The sequence below is a fragment of the Alteribacillus sp. YIM 98480 genome, assembly GCF_009765375.1.
Taxonomy (GTDB): Bacteria; Bacillota; Bacilli; order Bacillales; family Marinococcaceae; genus Alteribacillus.
In genome coordinates, this window is the sequence record NZ_VTOK01000007.1 from 233,280 (window position 1) to 254,656 (window position 21,377).

16 protein-coding genes are annotated in these 21,377 nt (G+C 40.8%); 15 read left to right on the forward strand and 1 reads right to left on the reverse strand.

The window, feature by feature from the left end; translation table 11 throughout:
- The first annotated feature begins 17 nt into the window (after nucleotides 1-17).
- From leuC to yihA, 9 genes are all read left to right on the forward strand, one after another.
- A complete protein-coding gene (leuC, locus tag FZF09_RS11130; protein ID WP_158736665.1) occupies nucleotides 18-1,436 on the forward strand; it encodes a 3-isopropylmalate dehydratase large subunit in 1,419 nt (472 codons plus the stop codon).
- 141 nt (nucleotides 1,437-1,577) lie between these two features.
- Nucleotides 1,578-2,165: a 3-isopropylmalate dehydratase small subunit gene (gene leuD, locus FZF09_RS11135; RefSeq protein ID WP_158736666.1), complete on the forward strand. Its 588-nt coding sequence runs from the start codon at nucleotides 1,578-1,580 to the stop codon at nucleotides 2,163-2,165.
- A 311-nt stretch (nucleotides 2,166-2,476) separates the two neighbouring features.
- Entirely contained in the window at nucleotides 2,477-3,508 is a 1,032-nt protein-coding gene (locus FZF09_RS11140; protein WP_158736667.1) for a tetratricopeptide repeat protein, read from the forward strand.
- 124 nt (nucleotides 3,509-3,632) lie between these two features.
- Nucleotides 3,633-4,955 (forward strand): trigger factor, encoded by a 1,323-nt coding sequence (gene tig / locus FZF09_RS11145; RefSeq protein WP_158736668.1) that lies wholly within the window; start codon nucleotides 3,633-3,635, stop codon nucleotides 4,953-4,955.
- A gap of 585 nt (nucleotides 4,956-5,540) precedes the next feature.
- A complete protein-coding gene (gene clpX / locus FZF09_RS11150) occupies nucleotides 5,541-6,821 on the forward strand; it encodes an ATP-dependent protease ATP-binding subunit ClpX (protein WP_158736669.1) in 1,281 nt (426 codons plus the stop codon).
- A gap of 242 nt (nucleotides 6,822-7,063) precedes the next feature.
- Complete coding sequence (locus FZF09_RS11155) at nucleotides 7,064-8,452, forward strand: LVIVD repeat-containing protein (protein ID WP_158736670.1); 1,389 nt, start codon at nucleotides 7,064-7,066, stop codon at nucleotides 8,450-8,452.
- Between the two features lie 184 nt (nucleotides 8,453-8,636).
- Nucleotides 8,637-10,316 carry an ATP-dependent protease LonB gene (gene lonB, locus FZF09_RS11160; protein WP_158736671.1) on the forward strand — a complete coding sequence of 560 codons (1,680 nt, stop codon included), beginning with the start codon at nucleotides 8,637-8,639 and terminating at the stop codon, nucleotides 10,314-10,316.
- Nucleotides 10,317-10,627: 311 nt separating this feature from the next.
- Nucleotides 10,628-12,961 carry an endopeptidase La gene (gene lon, locus FZF09_RS11165; RefSeq protein WP_233269475.1) on the forward strand — a complete coding sequence of 778 codons (2,334 nt, stop codon included), beginning with the start codon at nucleotides 10,628-10,630 and terminating at the stop codon, nucleotides 12,959-12,961.
- Nucleotides 12,948-13,529: a ribosome biogenesis GTP-binding protein YihA/YsxC gene (gene yihA / locus FZF09_RS11170; RefSeq protein ID WP_158736673.1), complete on the forward strand. Its 582-nt coding sequence runs from the start codon at nucleotides 12,948-12,950 to the stop codon at nucleotides 13,527-13,529. The genes lon and yihA overlap by 14 nt, the downstream gene beginning before the upstream one ends.
- A gap of 24 nt (nucleotides 13,530-13,553) precedes the next feature.
- Here yihA and FZF09_RS11175 read toward each other — a convergent pair whose 3' ends face one another.
- On the reverse strand, nucleotides 13,554-14,036 hold the full coding sequence (locus FZF09_RS11175) for a hypothetical protein (protein ID WP_158736674.1): 483 nt from the start codon (nucleotides 14,034-14,036) through the stop codon (nucleotides 13,554-13,556).
- Between the two features lie 246 nt (nucleotides 14,037-14,282).
- Here FZF09_RS11175 and hemA point away from each other — a divergent pair, with 246 nt between their 5' ends.
- From hemA to hemL, 6 genes are all read left to right on the forward strand, one after another.
- The gene (gene hemA, locus FZF09_RS11180; protein ID WP_158736675.1) at nucleotides 14,283-15,677 is read left to right on the forward strand and encodes a glutamyl-tRNA reductase; all 1,395 of its coding nucleotides are present in this window, start codon (nucleotides 14,283-14,285) and stop codon (nucleotides 15,675-15,677) included.
- Nucleotides 15,678-15,694: 17 nt separating this feature from the next.
- Nucleotides 15,695-16,525, forward strand: a complete 831-nt coding sequence (locus FZF09_RS11185) for a cytochrome C assembly family protein (RefSeq protein WP_158736676.1) — start codon at nucleotides 15,695-15,697, stop codon at nucleotides 16,523-16,525.
- 28 nt (nucleotides 16,526-16,553) lie between these two features.
- Nucleotides 16,554-17,489, forward strand: coding sequence for a hydroxymethylbilane synthase (hemC, locus tag FZF09_RS11190; RefSeq protein ID WP_158736677.1), 936 nt, complete (start codon nucleotides 16,554-16,556; stop codon nucleotides 17,487-17,489).
- Nucleotides 17,486-18,253 (forward strand): uroporphyrinogen-III synthase, encoded by a 768-nt coding sequence (locus FZF09_RS11195; RefSeq protein WP_158736678.1) that lies wholly within the window; start codon nucleotides 17,486-17,488, stop codon nucleotides 18,251-18,253. Before hemC ends, FZF09_RS11195 begins: the two co-directional genes overlap by 4 nt.
- A 99-nt stretch (nucleotides 18,254-18,352) precedes the next feature.
- On the forward strand, nucleotides 18,353-19,336 hold the full coding sequence (hemB, locus tag FZF09_RS11200) for a porphobilinogen synthase (protein WP_158736679.1): 984 nt from the start codon (nucleotides 18,353-18,355) through the stop codon (nucleotides 19,334-19,336).
- A gap of 143 nt (nucleotides 19,337-19,479) precedes the next feature.
- A complete protein-coding gene (gene hemL, locus FZF09_RS11205) occupies nucleotides 19,480-20,766 on the forward strand; it encodes a glutamate-1-semialdehyde 2,1-aminomutase (protein ID WP_158736680.1) in 1,287 nt (428 codons plus the stop codon).
- The last annotated feature ends 611 nt before the right edge of the window (nucleotides 20,767-21,377 follow it).

The following is a 21,377-nucleotide window of genomic DNA, read 5'->3' on the forward strand; positions in this document are numbered from 1 at the left end:
AAAGCGAGGGAAGAAAAATGACACAACCAAAAACAATTATCGAAAAAATTTGGGAGAATCATACCGTTCTTTCAGAACCTGGCAAACCTGACTTATTGTATGTTGATTTGCAAATGGTTCATGAAGTTACTTCTCCACAGGCGTTTGAAGGTCTTCGCATCAGCGGGAGAAAAGTCCGCCGCCCGGACTTAACTTTCGCAACGATGGACCATAACGTCCCTACAGAAAATCGTGCATCTATTACCGATGCAATTGCCAAAAAACAAATGGAAACTTTATCTTCTAATTGTAAAGAATTTGGCATTGAAGTAGCAGATTTGGACAGTCCGAATAATGGGATCGTACACATTATCGGCCCTGAACTTGGTTTAACACAACCAGGTAAAACAATAGTTTGCGGAGACAGTCACACTTCTACACATGGAGCGTTTGGTGCGCTTGCATTTGGTATTGGTACAAGTGAAGTAGAACATGCACTAGCTACCCAAACATTGTGGCAGTCTAAACCAAAAACGATGGAAGTTCGCGTGAACGGACGTTTGGCACCAGGAGTAACTGCTAAGGATATTATTCTTGCTATTATCGCTAAGTATGGTGTTGATTTTGGTACAGGTCACGTACTCGAATACACAGGTGAGGCCATTAGCGGACTTACAATGGAAGAAAGAATGACCATCTGTAATATGTCGATCGAAGCGGGTGCAAGAGCTGGTCTTATCAGCCCCGACCAAGTAACGTTTGATTATCTAGAAGGACGTGAAAAAGTTCCTTCAGGAGAAGCATTCACTCAAAAAGTGAAAGAATGGCAGGAGCTTGCTACAGATGAAGGTGCTGAATACGACGCTGTTGTAGAAATTGACAGCAGTGAAATTGAACCGATGGTTACTTGGGGTACTAATCCTTCACAAGGTGTAGGGGTCAAAGGTGTGGTTCCTTCTCCAACCGAGGCAAACTCTAGTGTTGATCGAAAAGCAATCGAACAATCATTAGAATATATGGATTTAGAGCCGGGAACAAAAATTACAGATATTTCTATTCAACATGTGTTCATCGGTTCTTGTACCAATGCACGGATCAGTGACTTGCGTGCAGCTGCAAAAGTAGCAGAAGGACGTAAAGTAGCAGACGGCGTTCGGGCAATGGTTGTACCAGGGTCCCAAAAGGTAAAACTGCAAGCAGAAAAAGAGGGACTTGATAAGATATTTACCGAAGCGGGCTTTGATTGGCGCGAATCAGGCTGTAGCATGTGCTTAAGCATGAATCCTGACTTTGTTCCTGAAGGAGAACGCTGTGCGTCTACTTCTAACCGAAACTTCGAAGGCCGTCAAGGAAAAGGTGCGAGAACCCACCTTGTCAGCCCTGCTATGGCAGCTGCAGCAGCAGTAAACGGTAAATTCGTTGATATCCGAAACCTAAAAGAGCCAGCTTTTAAATAGAAAAGCGGAAATGCCTTTGCTTTTCCCAGGATGGTCTAACGTGAGCTGGAGGTTCGCGCTTTCAGCAGTCTTTTTTCACCAGGGGAATCAAGTGGAGGGGTTGAAGCTATTGCCCTGATCAATATAAAGAAGGTGATGAGTATGGAACCAATAATCAAACACACTGGTAATACAGGAGTTTTGCCTCGTGTGAATGTAGATACAGACCAGATTATACCAAAACAGTTTTTAAAACGCGTAGAGCGTACTGGCTTTGGACAGTTTCTCTTTTTTGACTGGCGTTTTCTTGCAAATGGCAAGGATAATCCTGATTTTGAATTAAATCAGTCTCAAGCAAAAGATGCTTCTATTTTAATTTCGGACCATAATTTTGGATGTGGTTCTTCTAGGGAACATGCTCCTTGGGCCCTTCAGGATTATGGCTTTCGTGTCATTATTGCTCCGAGCTTTGCAGATATTTTTTATAATAACTGCTTTAAAAATGGCATTCTTCCTATTAGATTAGACGAAGAACAGGTTTATAAATTAATGGAAAATGGGAAAGATGAAGTATATGAAGTAACCGTCGATCTTCAAAACCAAAATATTACAGACGAGAACGGTTTTGAAGCAAGCTTCGAAATTGATCCATACTGGAAAGAAATGCTATTAAAAGGTTGGGATGAGATCAGTCTCACGCTCCAGTATGAAGACAAGATTGACCAGTACGAAGAGAAGATGAATGTATAACAGGAAGACGGCCTGTAATGGGCCGTCTTCTTATTTACCCTGCTAGGCAAATATACATTTGATTGGTAAACTGTAAAAGTAAAACTACGGTTCAACATCCAGGATGACGAGATATCGCTATTCGCCAAGGGATGTAGTGTTTTTACACTCTCAAATAAAGAGTTTTGAAAGAAAGCACAAGGGTGCTCCTCTGGCATCGCTCTTTCAGACTCACCCAATGGCACTTTTCTTTAGGCGGTTTCCTTTACAAGGCACTAAGCCGAGTTTTTCTAACGAAGCAGTTTGTCGTACTGGAATAAGGAGGACATGGGATGAAGAGGGAAGACGCCAATAACAATATCGTCCCTTTTCCTGGATCAGCAGACAGACTGGTAAACGAAGGGTTGAAGAAGTTAAAAGAAGGAGATAAACAGAAAGCACTTCAACAGTTTTTAGAAGCTTTAATGCATAACCCCGACCATGAAGACGCTTCATATGGGCTGCTGCTAGCATATGCAGATACTGGCCAGTTATTAGAAGGAAAAAAGTGGGCGGAAACAATGATGCAAAAAGCCTCCGGGGATTATTTTGAAGTACTTCAAGTTTACGTCTCCATTCTTGCCCAGCTAGGAGAATATGATAAAGTAGTCACTATATTAGAAGCTGTACAAGCAGAAGATCAATTTCCTGCCCGTATGGCAGAACAGCTTTTTGAGCTGTTAGAGCTTTCACGGCATATGGCACGAACAGAGATAGAGCAAGTTGATTACAAACAAGAAGAAGGCGAAAACGACACTTCTCCTTATATTTTAGAGGAATGGGAAAATCGTTTACGAAATGGAACATCAGAGCAAAAACTGGCCGCGCTTGGAGAAATGAGAAGCCTGGGAACGGGTGAAGCGATGCCAATTGTGGAAAAGCTGCTTGCTGATCAACACTACTCACCTCTCATGCAAAGCTTTTTGTTATTCTTATTGAAAGATTGGAACGTTGATAAAAACGTGTGGGTAGAGAAATTAGAACGCAAAGGAGAGTTCTCGCCTGCTGCTCTTCGTCCGATTGAAGAAAGTACGTCGTACATAAAATCCTCTCAATTACTTGACGAAACATTGGGACATAAAGATCCAATTTTATTAAAAAATGCCCATCACTTACTGCGGGAAATACTGCTGTATTTTTATCCATTTCCCCCGTCAGTACAGATTGAATCATTAGCAGCTGTTCTGCATTTTGAAGCTTCATATCAATCGGGTGCAAAAATGGACGTTTCGTCTTTAGCCGTTCAATATGGAATAGCAGAGAGCAGTTTTTATGAAGTACGGGAAGAATATGAAAAATTAAAATCAAAACTATCTGACATTTAGGTCAAGGAGACCTTTTACAGCATTTTCTGTACCCATTTTCCATTGAAATGAGTATGCGATATGTTATAATGTAATGGTTGTAAAAACGGATAATTACCTATGAAACTTGGAGGGAAAAGATATAATGAGCGCCAATTGGGAAAAGCAAGAAGGCAACCAGGGCGTATTAACTGTCGATGTAGAATCTGATAAATTCGACAACGCGTTGGACCAAGCATTTCAAAAAGTAAGAAAGCAGGTAAATGTACCTGGTTTTCGTAAAGGTAAAGTACCACGTAAAATATTTGAACAGCGCTTTGGAGTAGAAGCACTCTATCAAGACGCTATTGATATTATTCTTCCTGAGGCTTATGCCGAAGCAGTAGAAGAAGCGGGAATTGAGCCGGTAGACCGTCCGGAAATTGATGTCGAACAAGTAAACAAAGGGGAAAACTTTGTCTTTAAAGCGACAGTTACCGTGAAGCCTGAAGTACAGCTTGGCGAATATAAAGGGCTAGAAGTAGAAGAATACGATACATCAGTAAGTGATGAAGAAGTAGAAGAGGAATTAAAACAACTTCAAGAAAAGCAAGCAGAGCTTGTCGTTGTAGAAGACGGTGAAGTACAAGACGGCGATACTGTCGTTTTAGACTTTGAAGGGTTCGTTGACGGAGAAGCCTTTGAAGGCGGACAAGCTGAAAACTATACGCTTGAAATCGGTTCTGGTCAATTTATCCCAGGCTTTGAAGAACAGCTTGTCGGTGCGAAAGCAGGCGAAGAAAAAGATGTAACGGTAACATTCCCGGAAGAATATCATTCTGAAGATCTCGCTGGCAAAGAAGCTACGTTTAAAGTAAAAGTCCATGACATCAAACGTAAGGAACTTCCTGAATTGGATGATGAATTTGCAAAGGATGTCGATGAAGACGTAGAAACGGTTGATGAGCTTAAGAAAAAACAAGAAGAAAAGCTTAAGCATGACAAAGAACATGCAAAAGAGCATCATGAACGAGACACTGTAGTAGAAAAAGCTTCTGAAAATGCTTCTATTGACATTCCAGATGCAATGATCTCAACAGAAATGGACCGCATGATGCAAGAATTTGATCAGCGTTTGCAAGCACAAGGTATGTCTCTTGATATGTACTATCAAGTAGCTGGTACAGACGAAGAAGGCATGAAAGAACAATTCAAACCTGAAGCAGAAAAGCGTGTGAAGATGAATCTTACATTAGAAGCAATTGCTGAGGCTGAAAACGTAGAAGCAACCGATGAAGATGCGGAAAAAGAACTAGACAAAATGGCTGAAACATATCAGCGTGATAAGGAAGAAATTCGCAGTCTTCTAGCTATGCAAGGCGGCACAGATGCACTGAAGGGCGACCTTCGTATTCAAAAAGCGATTGATATGCTTGTAGAAGAAAGTAAAACCGTGCCAAAAAAAGAAGCTGAGGAAAGCGAAGAATAATGTGAATGTAAACAAGCCCTAAAAGCCGATATGACTTTTAGGGCTTGTTTTTACACGACTTCGGAACTATAAGTTTTAAGGTTACCGGCACTCTACATACACATTGTATTAAGGCCCCTGCCACAGAACATGTCATAGAAAGCGCAAAGCCCAAGTTGATTAACGCCTATTCATATGACCAAAACATCGGTAGGGATTAGCTTTGTCAATGAAAATGTTTTTCTCTTTTACATAAGAAGAAAAAAGGGTATAGTAGGTAGCAGAACATAGTCCATGAAATCCTGAGAGCAATTCCAGCTGTATACATAGCCTTAAAATTAGTTTCTATGCTAAAGGATTGTTTTTAAAAGGAAGGGTAGGCTAATATTTAAAGTTTCGTCACCTTTATATGCAGGATATTCCCTGCAGTTTATCGTATTATTTCATGTCGGGTGTTTTTGTATGATACAATGCAAACCATAACATGATTATTCAGAAATGTAAGAGGATGTGCACGGCGTTTTTGATGAAAGATGAAAGAAAAGTTGTTTTGGTGTACTGAATATCATTCGTTCGTGTACAATATATAAGTAAGGGGTGAAGACCATGTTTAAGTTTAATGAAGAAAAAGGACAACTGAAATGTTCTTTTTGCGGAAAAACACAGGATCAAGTACGCAAACTAGTGGCTGGTCCTGGAGTTTATATATGTGATGAGTGTATTGAACTGTGTACGGAAATTGTGGAAGAAGAGCTGGGTACAGAAGAAGAGGTGGAATTTGAAGAAATTCCGAAACCTTATGAAATTAACGAAATTCTAGATGATTATGTTATTGGCCAGGAGCGGGCAAAAAAGTCTCTATCTGTTGCTGTATATAATCATTATAAGCGTGTTAATTCAGCCACGAAACCAGAAGATGTAGAGCTTGCAAAAAGTAATATCTGCTTGATTGGGCCTACAGGAAGCGGGAAAACCCTTCTGGCTCAGACACTAGCTCGCATCCTAAATGTACCTTTTGCAATTGCAGATGCTACTTCATTAACAGAAGCCGGGTATGTAGGGGAAGACGTGGAAAACATTCTTCTTAAACTCATTCAGGCTGCCGACTATGATGTAGAAAAAGCAGAAAAAGGAATCATCTACATTGATGAGATTGATAAAGTAGCCAGAAAATCTGAGAATCCATCCATCACTCGCGATGTTTCCGGTGAAGGGGTGCAGCAGGCTCTCTTAAAAATTTTAGAAGGAACAACAGCAAGCGTTCCTCCACAAGGCGGTCGTAAGCATCCTCATCAGGAATTCATCCAAATCGATACGAGTAATGTCTTGTTTATTTGCGGCGGGGCATTTGACGGCATCGATCAAATTGTTAAACAGCGTCTCGGTAAAAAAGTTATTGGATTTGGATCGGAGACCGAAAAATCTGATTTGGATAAAGATGAATACATGAGCAAAATACTGCCGGAGGATCTTCTGCGTTATGGTTTGATCCCAGAATTTATCGGACGTCTGCCTGTTATTTCAAGTCTTTCTCAGCTGGATGAAAAAGCGCTAGTAGAGATTTTAACTCAGCCTAAAAATGCTCTTGTAAAGCAATATCAAAAGCTGCTTGAAATTGATGAGGTAGAACTAGAATTTACAGAGGACGCCTTAAAAGAAATTTCACAAAAAGCAATCGAACGTAAAACCGGAGCGCGCGGCCTCCGTTCCATTATTGAAGGAATTATGCTTGATGTGATGTATGATCTTCCTTCAAAAGATAATATCGCTACTTGCACCATTACAGCGGAAAGTGTGACAGATGGAACGTCACCTGTCTTGAAAACAAAAGATGGAAAAGAAATTTCATTAGATCAAGCAGATACAAAAGAAAGTGAAAGTGCATAAAGATTCAATTCGGCATACCGTCCTGGCTAACATCAGCCGGGGCGGTTTTTTTGTATTTTAGAAATTTTAAATTTGCTAAAGATCAAAGTATATTGCCATTTGGACTTAGCGCGAAGCTTATTTTTTTTACTGAGTCTATCTTACTTTTTTTATATTCACTTTAAAAAATAATTCGAAAGACTAATGACTTTTTTCAGAATAATTTGATAACATAATTATAATTATATGGAAGGGGTGAAAATATGAAAAAGAGTCGGGTTCGTTATTTGTTAACTGGTGCTATGGTTTTATCTTTACTTTTGCCTGCTGGGGTTGGACAAGCTCATGACAAGCTGGGGGACAGCGTAGAAAAAGGGGTTAATTATGAGGAGCTGGACTATGAATTTGATGGGCCAATATTAGAGGGGAGCAAAAATGTAAAGCATCTTAAAGAAGCAGCGGCAGTGGAACTAGAGGATCATGAAGATGGGTATAAAACGACGATGGCTGATGTGTATGCCTACAAAGGTTTTGCGTATGCAGGCACCCATTTGACGGGTGACAAAGCAAATGGCGGGGTACATGTGTATGATTTAAAAGATCCTTCTAACCCTGAAAAAGTATCTTCATTTGCCGATGAAATTCCTGGGACCTGGCAGGAAAAAGTCATCGTAAAAACAGTCAATACAAAACATTTTCAAGGGGATTTAGCTGTTGTGAGTGTCCAGCAGGTGGACCCTGGCAATGAAGACAGTCAAGGAGGATTCTTGCTTTATGATGTTACAAATCCTCATGAGCCGGAAAAATTAGGTTTTTGGGAAGTGGATAAACGGACGATTGGGACTCATGAGTTGTACTTAACAGTGCAAAATGGAAGACCACTCGTTTTAACGGCTAATCCATATGCGGATTACTATACCCATGGAGAATCGAAGGATTTTCAAATGGTAGATGTTTCTGATCCTGCTAATCCAAAAACCATCTATGAATTCGATCCTAGAGAATTAGAGGATGTACCTGAAGACTTTAACGGCTACCATTGGGAAGCACCAGATGGCAAAACGCGTCCCGTTTTTACCCACAGTACTATGACAAATGAACAAGGAACACTTGCCTATCTTTCTTTTTGGGATTTAGGTACCATCATTCTTGATATATCAGATCCAGAAAATCCAGAGTTTTTAAGCCGGACAGAATATGCTTCTGATCAGCAAGGTTCGGCGCACTCTAGTGCGACAGCTAAAGGCGGGAATATTCTTATCGAAACAAGAGAAGTGTACAATCCTACGAAAGAAGGCTACGAAGAATCTTACGGCTATACCCGTATATTTGATATAAAAGATGAGACGGATCCAAAACTGTTAAGTGAATTTAAAACGGATCTAGTTGATAACATTGAAGACGGTGTAACATTCGCAAATACGGTCCACGATCCGAAAGTTCACGGCAACACTTTGTATTTGTCCCACTATGCAGGCGGCGTATATGCGGTGGATATAACGGATCCGTCTAATCCTGAACAAATTGGGCAATATCAATCCGAATGGGCGGATGTATGGGGCGTATTTGTAGACCGCAACTATATTCTAGCTTCTGATATGCAAAGCGGATTAAAAGTACTCCAGAAAAACAATGGAAAGAAGAATGAATAAAAACGTTAAAGTCCATGACCCTGCTCAGGGGTCTTGGGCTTTTTTTTAGATTGGTAAATTGGGTCAAATCGATAGTGGGAATTAAAAAAACTCGGTAAAATCTCTCGTTTAGAAGTCGTATGTTTTTAAAGCAGATCAACCATACTAAAGATCACATAGACGGATGTAAAAGGGGGAATATCCAATGAATTTTACAACGATTGCGCTGCTCATACAGCTTGTTTTCGGTGTTATCATTGGAATGTATTTTTGGAATTTATTAAAAAACCAACGATCACAAAAAGTAACGGTGGACAGAGAGTCAAAAAAAGAAATGGAGCAGTTAAGGCGTTTGCGCTCCGTATCGTTATCAGAGCCGCTTTCTGAAAAAGTCCGACCTTCGGAATTAAAAGAAGTCATCGGCCAAAAAGAAGGCGTTAAAGCATTAAAAGCGGCTCTATGCGGTGAAAATCCACAACATGTTCTTATATACGGTCCACCTGGTATAGGAAAAACGGCAGCTGCGCGTTTAGTATTAGAAAGTGCTAAGCGTAATCCCCTTTCTCCTTTCAATAAGGAAGCAGCTTTTGTGGAGATGGATGGAGCAACTTCTCGTTTTGATGACAGAGGAATTGCAGATCCGCTGATAGGATCCGTTCATGATCCTATTTACCAAGGTGCGGGAGCAATGGGACAGGCAGGCATTCCTCAGCCAAAACAAGGGGCTGTTACAAAAGCACACGGGGGTATGCTTTTTATTGATGAAATAGGGGAACTTCATTCGATTCAATTAAATAAATTACTAAAAGTACTTGAAGATAGAAAAGTATTTCTTGACAGCGCATACTATAGTGAAGAGAATAGACAAATACCAGTTCATATTCATGATATTTTTCAAAACGGTCTGCCAGCAGATTTTCGTCTTGTCGGAGCCACGACAAGAAGACCTGAAGAGCTTCCGGCAGCCTTGCGTTCCCGCTGCATGGAAATTTATTTTCGCGGCCTTGATGTGGACGAAATTAAAACAATTGCCAAACACGCTGCTAAAAAGAGCAAAATAGTGCTTACCGAAGAAGCGGCAAATCTTGTATCGGAATATGCTCACAATGGCAGAGAAGCAGTGAATACCGTACAAATAGCCGCAGGTGTAGCAGCAGAAGAAAACAAAAAAGAAATAAATAAAGAAGTAATAGAGTGGGTCGTTGCGGCCAGCCGTCTTAGCCCGCGTTTAGAAAAACAAGTGAGAGAAGAGCCAGAAGTCGGGGTCGTAAACGGATTAGCTGTTACTGGTGCCGGAAACGGTATACTACTTGAAATTGAGGCGACAGCTAAAAAAGTGAAAGGAAAAGGAGAGGTAACCGTTACGGGAATCGTTGAAGAAGAAAACCACGGCAGTCCTTCGTATTCCATGAAAAGAAAAAGCCTTGCCAAAAGCTCAGTCGAAAATGTGGTAACGGTCCTTCAATCTCTTCATTTACCGGTAAAAGATTATGATATTCATGTGAACTTTCCTGGCGGCATCCCAATAGATGGTCCGTCAGCTGGGGCTGCAATGGCTCTTGCAATATATTCGGCTATCAAACGGTTTAACGTTAATGAAAAAGTAGCAGTGACCGGAGAGCTTGGAATACATGGCGATATTAAACCAGTAGGGGGAGTGGCTGCAAAAGTAGAGGCTGCTGTTAAAGCAGGTGCAACCAATATTTTTATCCCGAAAGAAAATGACCAAAAAGTTTTTCATAAGTATGAAGGTGTTACAGTTTACCCCTTAAAAAGAATGGAAGAACTGTTAAAAGAAGCACTAACTGCCGATGAAAAAGAAGAGTGGAAAGATTCTGTGCTTCCCCTTCACGAGGCACCAGTATCACCAGCTGGATTATCTTAAAATAAAAACTGTCTATCTTTATATTCCGGCTTCCTTACATGGCGGCAAGCCGAGCTTTGCTACATCATACAATTTGCAATTGTCTGCTCCAAGCCAGTCATTAGACAAACAGATGATCAATAGGATAGAATTATTACTATGTTCTTGTCTCTCGGGTGTTAAAAAAATATAAAAGCAAAGCCCGCTTCACGAAATGCTATATAAAAGCGGGCTTTTTTTTCACAAGAAAATGGATACATAAAAGGCACGATATGTATGACTATCCTGCACCAGCAGGTATACTAAGAACAGATTATTGGGGGTGTTTTCTGGTGAGTGAACAAAATACACGAAACATACCGCTGCTTCCTTTGCGAGGCTTACTTGTTTTTCCTACGATGGTGCTGCATCTTGATGTGGGCCGGGAGAAATCAGTACAGGCGCTTGAACAGTCAATGGTAGATGACAGTGAAATTTTCCTAACCAGCCAGATCGATTTATCCGTAGATGAACCAGATGAAGAAGATATGTATCATATTGGAACGTTAGCAAAAGTAAAGCAAATGCTAAAACTCCCGAATGGTACAATACGTGTGCTAGTTGAAGGACTTGAACGAGCTGAAATCAAACGTTTCCTAGACCAAAAAGATTATTTTGAAATAGAAATGGCTGTCTTAAATGAAGAAGAAAACGGTAATGATTCTGAAGAACAGGCGTTAATGAGAAATGTCATTGAACAATTTGAGCAATATGTAAATATATCAAAAAAAGTTTCAAATGAAACGCTGCAATCCGTACAAGACATAGCTGAACCAGGACGTCTTGCTGATATTGTTTCTTCCCATCTGCCGCTGAAAGTCTCAGAAAAGCAAACACTGCTTGAGACCGTCAATGTACGAGATCGTCTCATGCGCATTTTAGAAATTTTAAATAATGAAAAAGAAGTGCTCGGACTCGAACAAAAAATTGGACAGCGTGTAAAAAAATCAATGGAAAAAACCCAAAAAGAATATTATCTTCGTGAGCAGATGAAAGCTATCCAAAAAGAGCTCGGAGATAAAGAAGGAAAAACGGGTGAAGTCGAAGAATTACGGGAAAAAATAGAAGAAGCGACCATGCCTGAAAATGTGGAAGAAAAAGCATACAAAGAATTAGACCGCTATGAAAAAATGCCTTCCACTTCAGCGGAAAGCTCTGTTATTCGAAATTATATTGAGTGGCTTACGCAGCTGCCATGGACAGAAGAAACAACTGATCGTCTTGACATTAATAATGCGCAAGAGATTTTAGATGAAGACCATTATGGATTAGATAAAGTAAAAGAGAGAGTACTTGAATATTTAGCCGTTCAAGAGCTGACACAATCTCTGAAAGGACCGATTTTGTGTTTATCAGGTCCGCCAGGGGTAGGTAAAACGTCTCTTGCCCGTTCAGTTGCCCGAGCTTTAGAAAGAAAGTTTGTACGGATTTCACTAGGCGGGGTAAGAGATGAGGCAGAAATTCGCGGCCACCGCCGTACGTATGTAGGAGCGATGCCAGGACGAATTATTCAAGGAATGAAAAAAGCAGGCTCCATTAATCCGGTATTTTTGCTAGATGAAATTGATAAAATGGCAAGTGATTTCCGCGGGGATCCATCTTCTGCGATGCTTGAAGTTTTAGACCCTGAGCAAAATAATGCTTTCAGTGATCATTATATTGAGGAAACCTATGATCTTTCCAAAGTAATGTTTATTACAACGGCAAATAATGTTTCTGCTATTCCTGAACCTTTGTTAGACCGAATGGAATTTATTTCAATTGCTGGTTATACAGAAATTGAAAAGCAAGGTATTGCAAAAGGATATTTGCTGCCAAAACAAATTAAAGAACACGGTTTGACTAAAGGCAAAATTCAAGTAAAAGATGATGCACTTCTTAAGCTTATTCGCTATTACACAAGAGAAGCCGGTGTACGGAGTTTAGAACGAGAAATAGCGACGGTCTGCCGGAAAGCTGCCAAAAAAATTGTTTCAGGGGAAAGAAAAAGAGTCATTGTCACTCCTAACACGATAGAAGAAATGTTAGGAAAGCCTAAATTCAGGTACGGGCAGGCAGAAGAGGTTGATCAAATCGGCGCTGCAACAGGTCTTGCTTATACAACAGGCGGCGGAAATACATTGTCGATTGAAGTATCGCTTGCAAAAGGGAAAGGCGAGTTAACGTTAACAGGCAAACTCGGGGATGTTATGAAAGAGTCTGCCCAGGCAGCACTCAGTTACATTCGCTCCCGCGTGGATGATTTAAAAATTGAACCGGACTTCTATGAAAAATATGATATTCACATTCATGTTCCAGAGGGAGCTACACCAAAAGATGGTCCGTCTGCTGGGATAACCATGGCTACAGCTCTCATATCTGCACTTACTGGCCGCAAAGTAAAAAGAGAAGTAGGCATGACGGGAGAAATTACACTTCGCGGAAGGGTTCTTCCAATCGGCGGCTTAAAAGAAAAAAGCATGAGTGCTCATAGAGCAGGGCTTAAAAAAGTTATTATTCCAAAAGAAAACGAAAAAGATTTAGAAGACATTCCAGAAAGCGTAAGGGAAGACCTTACGTATATTACCGTCTCACATCTCGATGAGGTACTAAAACATGCATTGGGGGAGGAACATGAAGGTCAATAAAGCGGAGCTGATCATAAGCGCCGTAAAATCAGAACAATATCCAAATAACCGCCTGCCGGAAATTGCACTGGCAGGTCGGTCTAATGTAGGAAAATCTACATTTATTAATACGCTCTTAACGAGAAAGAACTTAGCACATACGTCTTCCAAACCAGGAAAAACACGGACACTCAATTTCTATAATATTAACGATGATCTCATTTTTGTCGATGTTCCAGGGTATGGCTATGCAAAAGTCTCAAAAGCGGAACGAGCTTCATGGGGAAAGATGATTGAAACATACCTTTCCGAACGAGAAGAGCTGTGCGGCATCGTACAGGTAGTAGACATTAGGCATAAGCCAAGTGCAGAAGACATCCAAATGTATGAGTATTTGAAGTATTTTGAGCTTCCGGTTATTGTTATCGCTACAAAAGCTGACAAGGTATCAAAAAATAAACGACCAAAACATCTTAAACAAGTGAAAGAAACGCTGCAAATGGAAAAAGAGGATAAAATTATTTTATTTTCCTCTGAAACAGGACAAGGCAAAGACGAAGCATGGAAAGAAATACTGCACCTTACCTAGTTCGAAGGTAAGGCATCGAAATATTTATCTTTTTTTTAAAAGAGTCAAATAAAGGCCGACTCCTAATAGAACGAATGGAGCAAATCGTAAAACAGGGGACAAAAGAGTACTGTCAAGGAAGCGATGGAGTTCCTCTTCAAAAAAGTACACTCCGCTTACTGCTAGTAATAATAAACCGCTAAACCATCCAGAAGACCTTGTTTTTAAATAATCCATTAAAATAGCAATGCCTATTATGGCTCCATACATGCCAGGATGGTCAGGCCAAGAGGATATTAGGCCGACAAGGTGTAAATGAGCACCAAGCAGTAATAATAAGATTCCAGGTAAAAAGGAAAGCGAGGCACGAGAACTTAACGCCTCAGCTGTGAATGCCAACCCGGCGATCAGCAGGATTGTCGGCCATTCCAGCCATTGGGCCGGCACGGAAAAATTCCATATATGAATTAGCATAATAAGTCCTATGCCAGCAAGAAGGATGCCGTAAAATGTGCTTTGTTTTTTCATGAAGGGGCCTCCATCAGAAAACATATTTTTCGATTACTTATCTTATCATAGATGTCAGCGGCTGTTCACATTTATTTTTGGAAGCAGTTGATGTGCATGTTATAATAAAAAATGGTATAACTGTATTGAGTAAACTTATAAACGAAAAAAAGTATTTGGGGTTCACAAGCGGCGTTCAACCAGCCACTTGCAGCTGTGAAGAGCGCATCCGCTTTTTAAAGGAATTTTAGTAGGGGGTGACACATCATGCACATATTAGCAGCTGGACTAGATTATAAAACAACCCCTGTGGAAATAAGAGAACAATTGGCGTTTCAGGACGATACCCTTCCGGATGCGCTTCACCAGCTTCGCGGTATGAAAAGCATTTTAGAATGCACCATTGTTTCTACTTGTAATCGTACAGAAATTTACGCCGTTGCTGATCAGCTGCATACCGGCCGCCATTTTATAAAAAAGTTTTTATCACAATGGTTTGATTTGCCAGTCGATGATTTCAGCTCTTATTTAAACATTCGTGAAAATGATGCTGCCGTACAGCATTTATTCCGGGTTGTAACTGGTCTTGATTCCATGGTGTTAGGGGAAACACAAATTCTTGGCCAAGTAAAAGACAGCTTTCTTTTAGCCCAGCAGGAAGACGCGACAGGGACTGTCTTTAATGAATTATTTAAACAGGCGGTCACTTTTGCGAAAAAAGCTCATCATGAAACAGAAATTAATGATAATGCTGTATCCGTCAGTTATGCAGCGGTAGAGCTTGGGAAGAAAATTCTTGGAGATTTTAAGGACAAGCATGTCATGGTCCTTGGCGCTGGAAAGATGAGTGAGCTGACGGCAAAACATCTTCATTCAAACGGTGCAGCAGAAATAACTGTGTTAAACCGTACGTATGCTAAAGCGGCTGAACTTGCTGAAAAGTTCCTTGGCAAAGCAGAAAGTATGGATCATCTTCAGACAAGTATTGCAAAAGCTGATATTATTATCTCTTCCACAGGTTCAGGGGACTATGTTATCAACAAGAACATGGTAGAAAAAGTATTGAAAAAACGAAAAGGACGTCCGCTCTTTATGGTTGATATAGCAGTTCCAAGAGATCTTGATCCGGCGATAGACAGTTTGGATAACATTTTCTTGTATGATATTGATGATTTACAAGGGATTGTTGCTGCTAATTTAGAAGAGCGCAAACAAGAAGCAGAAAAGATAGAAGAAATGATTCAGGCGGAATTGGGCCGGTTTAAAGAATGGGTGCATACGCTTGGAGTTGTTCCTGTTATTTCTGCCCTGCGGACAAAAGCGTTAAATATTCAATCGGAAACGATGGAAAGCATTGAACGCAAGCTTCCTGATTTGAGCGAGCGGGAGAAAAAGGTACTGCGAAAACATACAAAAAGCATTATTAATCAAATGCTTCGCGACCCGATTACAAGAGCAAAAGAACTTGCCGCTGAGCCGGACGCAGATGAAACACTTGCTTTGTTTACAGAAATATTTGCACTAGAAGAAGAAGTGGAATTGGCGAAGGAAGCGGAAGAACAACAGGCAAAAGTAGAGGAAGCAGAATCCGAATGGACAAGACAAAAAAAGCATTCATTCCTCCCTTACGCCTATGGAAAAGACGTAAAAGTCCGCTCCTAAGAGAGGAGTTTTAACATATGGTTGCTGCAGCCGGTGTAATCTATGTTGTAACCATTGTGTTATACAGCCTGAGCGTATTAGGATATTTTATTGACTTTATGCAGAACAACCGGAAGGTGAACCGTATCGCCTTCTGGTTGCTTTCTATTGTCTGGGTGCTGCAAACGATCTTTTTCTTCATCCGGGCGCTGGAATATGACAGACTGCCCGTGATTACTCCATTTGAAGGGCTGTTTTTTTATGCCTGGCTGCTAATCACCTTATCGTTAGTCATTAATCGATTTTTCCGTATGGATTTTCTCGTGTTTTTCACTAACATAGTCGGATTTGTCATGATGGCATTCAGTTTGTTTACACCGGATGGAGACGTGCCGGCTGAGTTGAATGACTTGTTGATATCAGAATTATTAGTCGTTCATATTACACTGATTCTATTGTCATATGCCGCCTTTACGATGGCATTTGCTTTTGCAGCAATGTATACCCTGCAGCATCAGTTATTAAAAAGGAAACAATGGGGTAAAAAGTTATTAAGACTTGAGAATTTGCCTAAAATGGAAAGACTGTCTTTTTTTATGACTTTGTTTGGGGTGCCATGTATGCTGCTTGGGTTAATATTAGGATTAGTGTGGGCGTCCATTCAGCTTCAGGAGCTGCCCTGGCTGGACGCAAAAGTACTCGGTTCGGCTGCTGTATTGATCGTATACAGTATTTACCTATATCTATGGGCCGTCAGACAACGCAGAGGTTACAATATGACATTGTTAAACCTGGCAGGGTTTTTATTAGTGCTAATTAATTACTTTTTGTCAGGGGAACTAACAGATTTTCACTTCTGGTATTTTTAATACCGTACAAACGTTTTGGAGGTAAACGATGCGCACCATTGTATTAGGAACGAGAAAAAGCAACTTGGCGATGAAACAGACCGAATGGGTTATCAGCGAATTGGAAAAATTAGATCTTCCCTACAATTACGAAATAAAAAAGATTGTCACCAAGGGCGATAAAATTCTTGATGTCACTCTTTCTAAAGTGGGAGGAAAGGGCTTGTTCGTAAAAGAAATTGAACAGGCCATGGAAGATAAAGAAATTGATATTGCCGTACACAGCATGAAAGATATGCCTGGTGAGCTGCAGGACGGTTTTACAATTGGAGCAATTACAAACCGCGTTGATCCGCGGGACGCTTACATTGCAAATGACCATATACGTTTAGTAGACCTTCCGGAAGGTTCTGTTGTTGGAACGAGCAGTTTGCGCCGTTCAGCCCAGCTCCTTGCCCACCGTCCGGATCTTAAAGTGCAATGGATACGCGGTAATATTGAAACAAGACTCCGTAAACTGCGCGAAGAAAATTTTGATGCGATCATTTTGGCTTCGGCCGGTTTAGAGAGAATGGGCTGGGGCGGAGACCTTGTGACAGAGTATCTTGAACCAGACGTGTGCATTCCTGCAGTCGGTCAAGGTGCTTTAGGACTTGAATGCAGAAATGACGATAAAGAAGTATTAGATCTGCTTGCTCAATTAAACGATGAAGCAGTAAGAAAAAGGGTGACAGCAGAACGGGCCTTTTTGCAAGCAGTAGAAGGCGGCTGCCAGGTACCAATCGGCGGTTACGCTACATTAGAAGAAGATGGAGAGGTAGAATTAACTGCTCTTGTCGGTTCACCTGATGGAAAAGTGATTTTGAAGGAAACAAGACGCGGAACTGACCCTGAACAAGTTGGCCGTGATGCAGCTCATCTTCTTTTAGAACAAGGAGCAAAAGAAATTTTAGATAAAGTGAAAAGAGAGCTGGATAATCAATGAGTCGGCAGCTTACCGGGTACACTATTTTAGTCACAAGACCTGCCCGGCAAGCATCAGGTTTCGCACGGTTAATCGAAGAAAAGGGGGGGACGGCTAGAGTTCTTCCCTTAATTCATACCTTGCGCGAACAAGAGCAATGGAACAAGCAGCTGAAAAAATTGGAAGAACTCTCTTTTGATTGGATAGTTTTTACTAGCGCTAATGCTGTACGTTTTTTTCAAGAAGCCCTTAAAGAAAGCGAAACAGCCTTCATACATAACGTACATATTGCAGCAGTGGGACAAAAAACAGCAGAAGCGCTTAAGAAAGCTGGCTGGCAAATTGATTTGATGCCGGATCATTTTTATGCTGAAGAGTTAGCTGAACGGCTAAGAAATAAGACAAATTTCGGAGATCATATTTTATGGCCCAAGAGTTCTCGAGCTAGAAATGTGATCCCTTCCGTCTTAAAAGATACAGGAGCTCTTGTTACAGAGATGCCGTTATATACGAGTGCTCCGGTATATGAAAATAAACAACGATTACGCCAATGGATTCAAGAAAAACATTTAGATGTCTTGACGTTTACCAGCCCTTCAGCTGTGAAAACCTTCTGCGATTTTCTTAGCGGGCTCGAAGATTCTTTGTGGAAAAGCATCCCGGTCATCTGTATCGGTCCTGTTACTGAAAAGGAAGCCAGTAAACAAGGATTTAGGAACATACGAACAGCAGAACCTTATACAATAGAAGGCATGCTGCATGCTCTGTTATCTATCGGTGGATAAATGCTGGATTTTATAGAGCTGCTGTACTTGCCGCGGCAGCTGATTTATAGAACAGAGTGTATGACATAGAAGCTGCTTTACAATGAGGAGGAAACAAATATGAACGAAATCGAGTTTAACAGACACAGGCGGCTGCGCCGATCTTCTGGACTTCGTGCGATGGTAAGAGAAAACGTTCTCCGTAAAGAAGATTTGATTTATCCGATTTTTGTAGTGGAAGGAGAAAATGTGAAAAATGAAGTACCTTCCATGCCGGGGGTCCATCAAGTCTCATTAGATTATTTAAAAGAAGAAATGGATAAATTGGAAGCGCGCGGTATTCTTTCCGTTATTGTTTTCGGTGTACCGGCTCATAAAGATGATTGCGGTACAGAAGCTTACGCAGAGAATGGCATCGTTCAAAAAGCAATCCGCCAGATTAAAGAAGAAAATCCCAGCCTTACAGTGATTGCCGATACGTGTCTTTGTCAGTATACCGACCATGGCCATTGCGGTGTCATTGAAAATGGTATTATTTTGAATGATTCATCGCTTGAACTATTAACGAAAACAGCTGTATCACAAGCAAAAGCTGGAGCAGATGTTATCGCTCCTTCGAATATGATGGATGGATTTACAGCTGCTATCCGGAAAGGATTAGATGAGGCAGGTTTCAGCGACATTCCTGTTATGTCTTATGCGGTAAAATATGCGTCCGCCTTTTATGGTCCGTTCCGGGACGCAGCGCACAGTTCTCCATCGTTTGGCGACCGAAAAACTTATCAAATGGACCCTCCTAATCGTTTAGAAGCGCTGAGGGAAGCAAAATCGGACGTTAGAGAAGGAGCAGACTTTTTAATCGTAAAACCAGCTTTGTCCTACCTTGATATCGTTCGAGAAGTGAAAGATGAAACGGGTCTTCCCGTTGTTGCTTATAATGTATCTGGTGAATATGCCATGATAAAGGCTGCATCTCAAAATGGCTGGATTGATGAAAAGGAAGTAGTTATGGAAAAGCTGACTAGCATGAAGCGAGCTGGTGCAGACTTAATCGTCACCTACTTTGCCTTAGATGCTGCCGAATGGATAAATGAAGACCAATAATAGAAAATAACTGCCTTCAGGACTTTTTGAAGGCGTAGTTAGATTTAGATTAACCTCAAGACAGGACAAATACGCTGCATATTTGATATTCTGTAAGTGGAGAATAAAGTGATTAACGTTTGTTTTTTAAAGGAGTGCTTGTGATGAGATCGTTCGAAAAATCCCAGGCTGCTTATAATAAAGCAGAGCCTTTAATGCCTGGAGGAGTAAACAGTCCGGTAAGAGCGTATAAATCGGTAGATCACGCCCCTGTTTACATGACGGAAGGAAAAGGATCTAAAATAAAAGATTTAGATAACAATGAGTATATTGATTATGTTCTTTCCTGGGGTCCCCTCATCCGTGGACATGCGGATGATCATGTTGTGGAACAATTAAAAAAAATAACTGAAAAAGGAACCAGTTTTGGCACGTCCCATGAGATGGAAACGAAATTGGCTGAGCTTGTCATTGATCGTGTTCCGTCAGTAGAAGTGGTTCGTATGGTAAACTCCGGTACCGAGGCAACCATGAGTGCGCTCCGTTTAGCACGTGGATTTACCGGACGGGATAAAATTATAAAAATGGAAGGCTGCTACCACGGTCACGGTGATTCTTTACTTATTAAAGCAGGATCAGGTGTAGCGACATTGGGACTCCCAGACAGCCCGGGTGTACCAGGCTCGATTGCGCAAAATACATTAACGGTGCCGTATAATGACCTTGATAGTTTGAAACTTGCTTTTGAGAAGTACGGAGAAGAAATTGCAGCTGTTATTATGGAGCCTGTTGCAGGCAATATGGGTGTGGTGACACCGGAAGAAGGTTTTCTCCAAAACGTACGTCAAATAACAGAACAAAATGGCAGTCTGCTTATTTTTGATGAAGTGATGACTGGATTTCGTACGGGGTATAACTGTGCACAAGGAATATTCGGAGTAATCCCTGATTTAACATGTCTTGGAAAAGTGATCGGCGGAGGGCTTCCAGTCGGCGCTTACGGCGGCAGAAGAGAAATCATGGAACAAATTGCTCCGAGCGGTCCGATTTATCAAGCGGGTACTTTATCAGGAAATCCACTCGCCATGACCGCTGGATTTGAAACACTAAATCAAATGACTCCAGAAAACTATGACACTTTTGATAAATTAGGGAAACTGCTCGCAGACGGTCTCGATCAAGCGGCTTCTACACATGACATCCCTCATCATATAAACAGAGCAGGTTCTATGGTTGGATTTTTCTTTACCAATGAAAAAGTAGTAGATTTTGATACAGCCAAATCCTCGGATCTCGATTTATTTGGAAAATACTTTAGAGAAATGATGCAGCAAGGAATTTCCCTGCCGCCTTCACAATTTGAAGGTATGTTTCTTTCTACGGCTCATACAGAAGAGGACATTTCAAAGACAGTAGAAGCAGCAGAAAAAGCTTTTTCGAAAATAAAATAAATTTGAACGTCATCTCGTTAAGTAGACAATCGAAATAAAAAGGATCTAAACGGCTTTATCTCTATAGGGGTAAGGCCGTTTGTTGTTTTTGCTGCGGTTCGTAAATTTATAAGTATATTATATAGGCATTAATAGTTTGGATAAGCCTCATAAACGTTTTGCACTTAATAGTGCGCCAAAAGGATTCCATCGGCCACAGGTCCGTTGGCAATGCACTCCATACTACGGTCAAACCTCTGCCTCTTTTGAAGCAATCGTTGTGTGTGAAACTGTGATTACTGGAGAAAGCCTTTGGCCGCCTGAGTTAAGGCTTTATTACTCACGATTGTTGAAGCCAGAAATAAAATGAAAATATTTCCTGCCTTATAGGGGTTGCATAGACTAATAGAAATGTATAGAATGAATAATACACCTTAAACAGAGAAATGATTTCTGCTTTTCGGCTGAGGAAGCATCAACTATTCCTCTTTTAAAAAAGATTAAAAAAGGTATTGACTTTATTTAATCTACTTGGTATGATTATTATTGTCGCTTTAAACGAGGCGATGAAGTTGTCCTTTGAAAATTGAATGAAAGTCAAGCGTCTGTTAATTTCTTTAATGATTATGTAA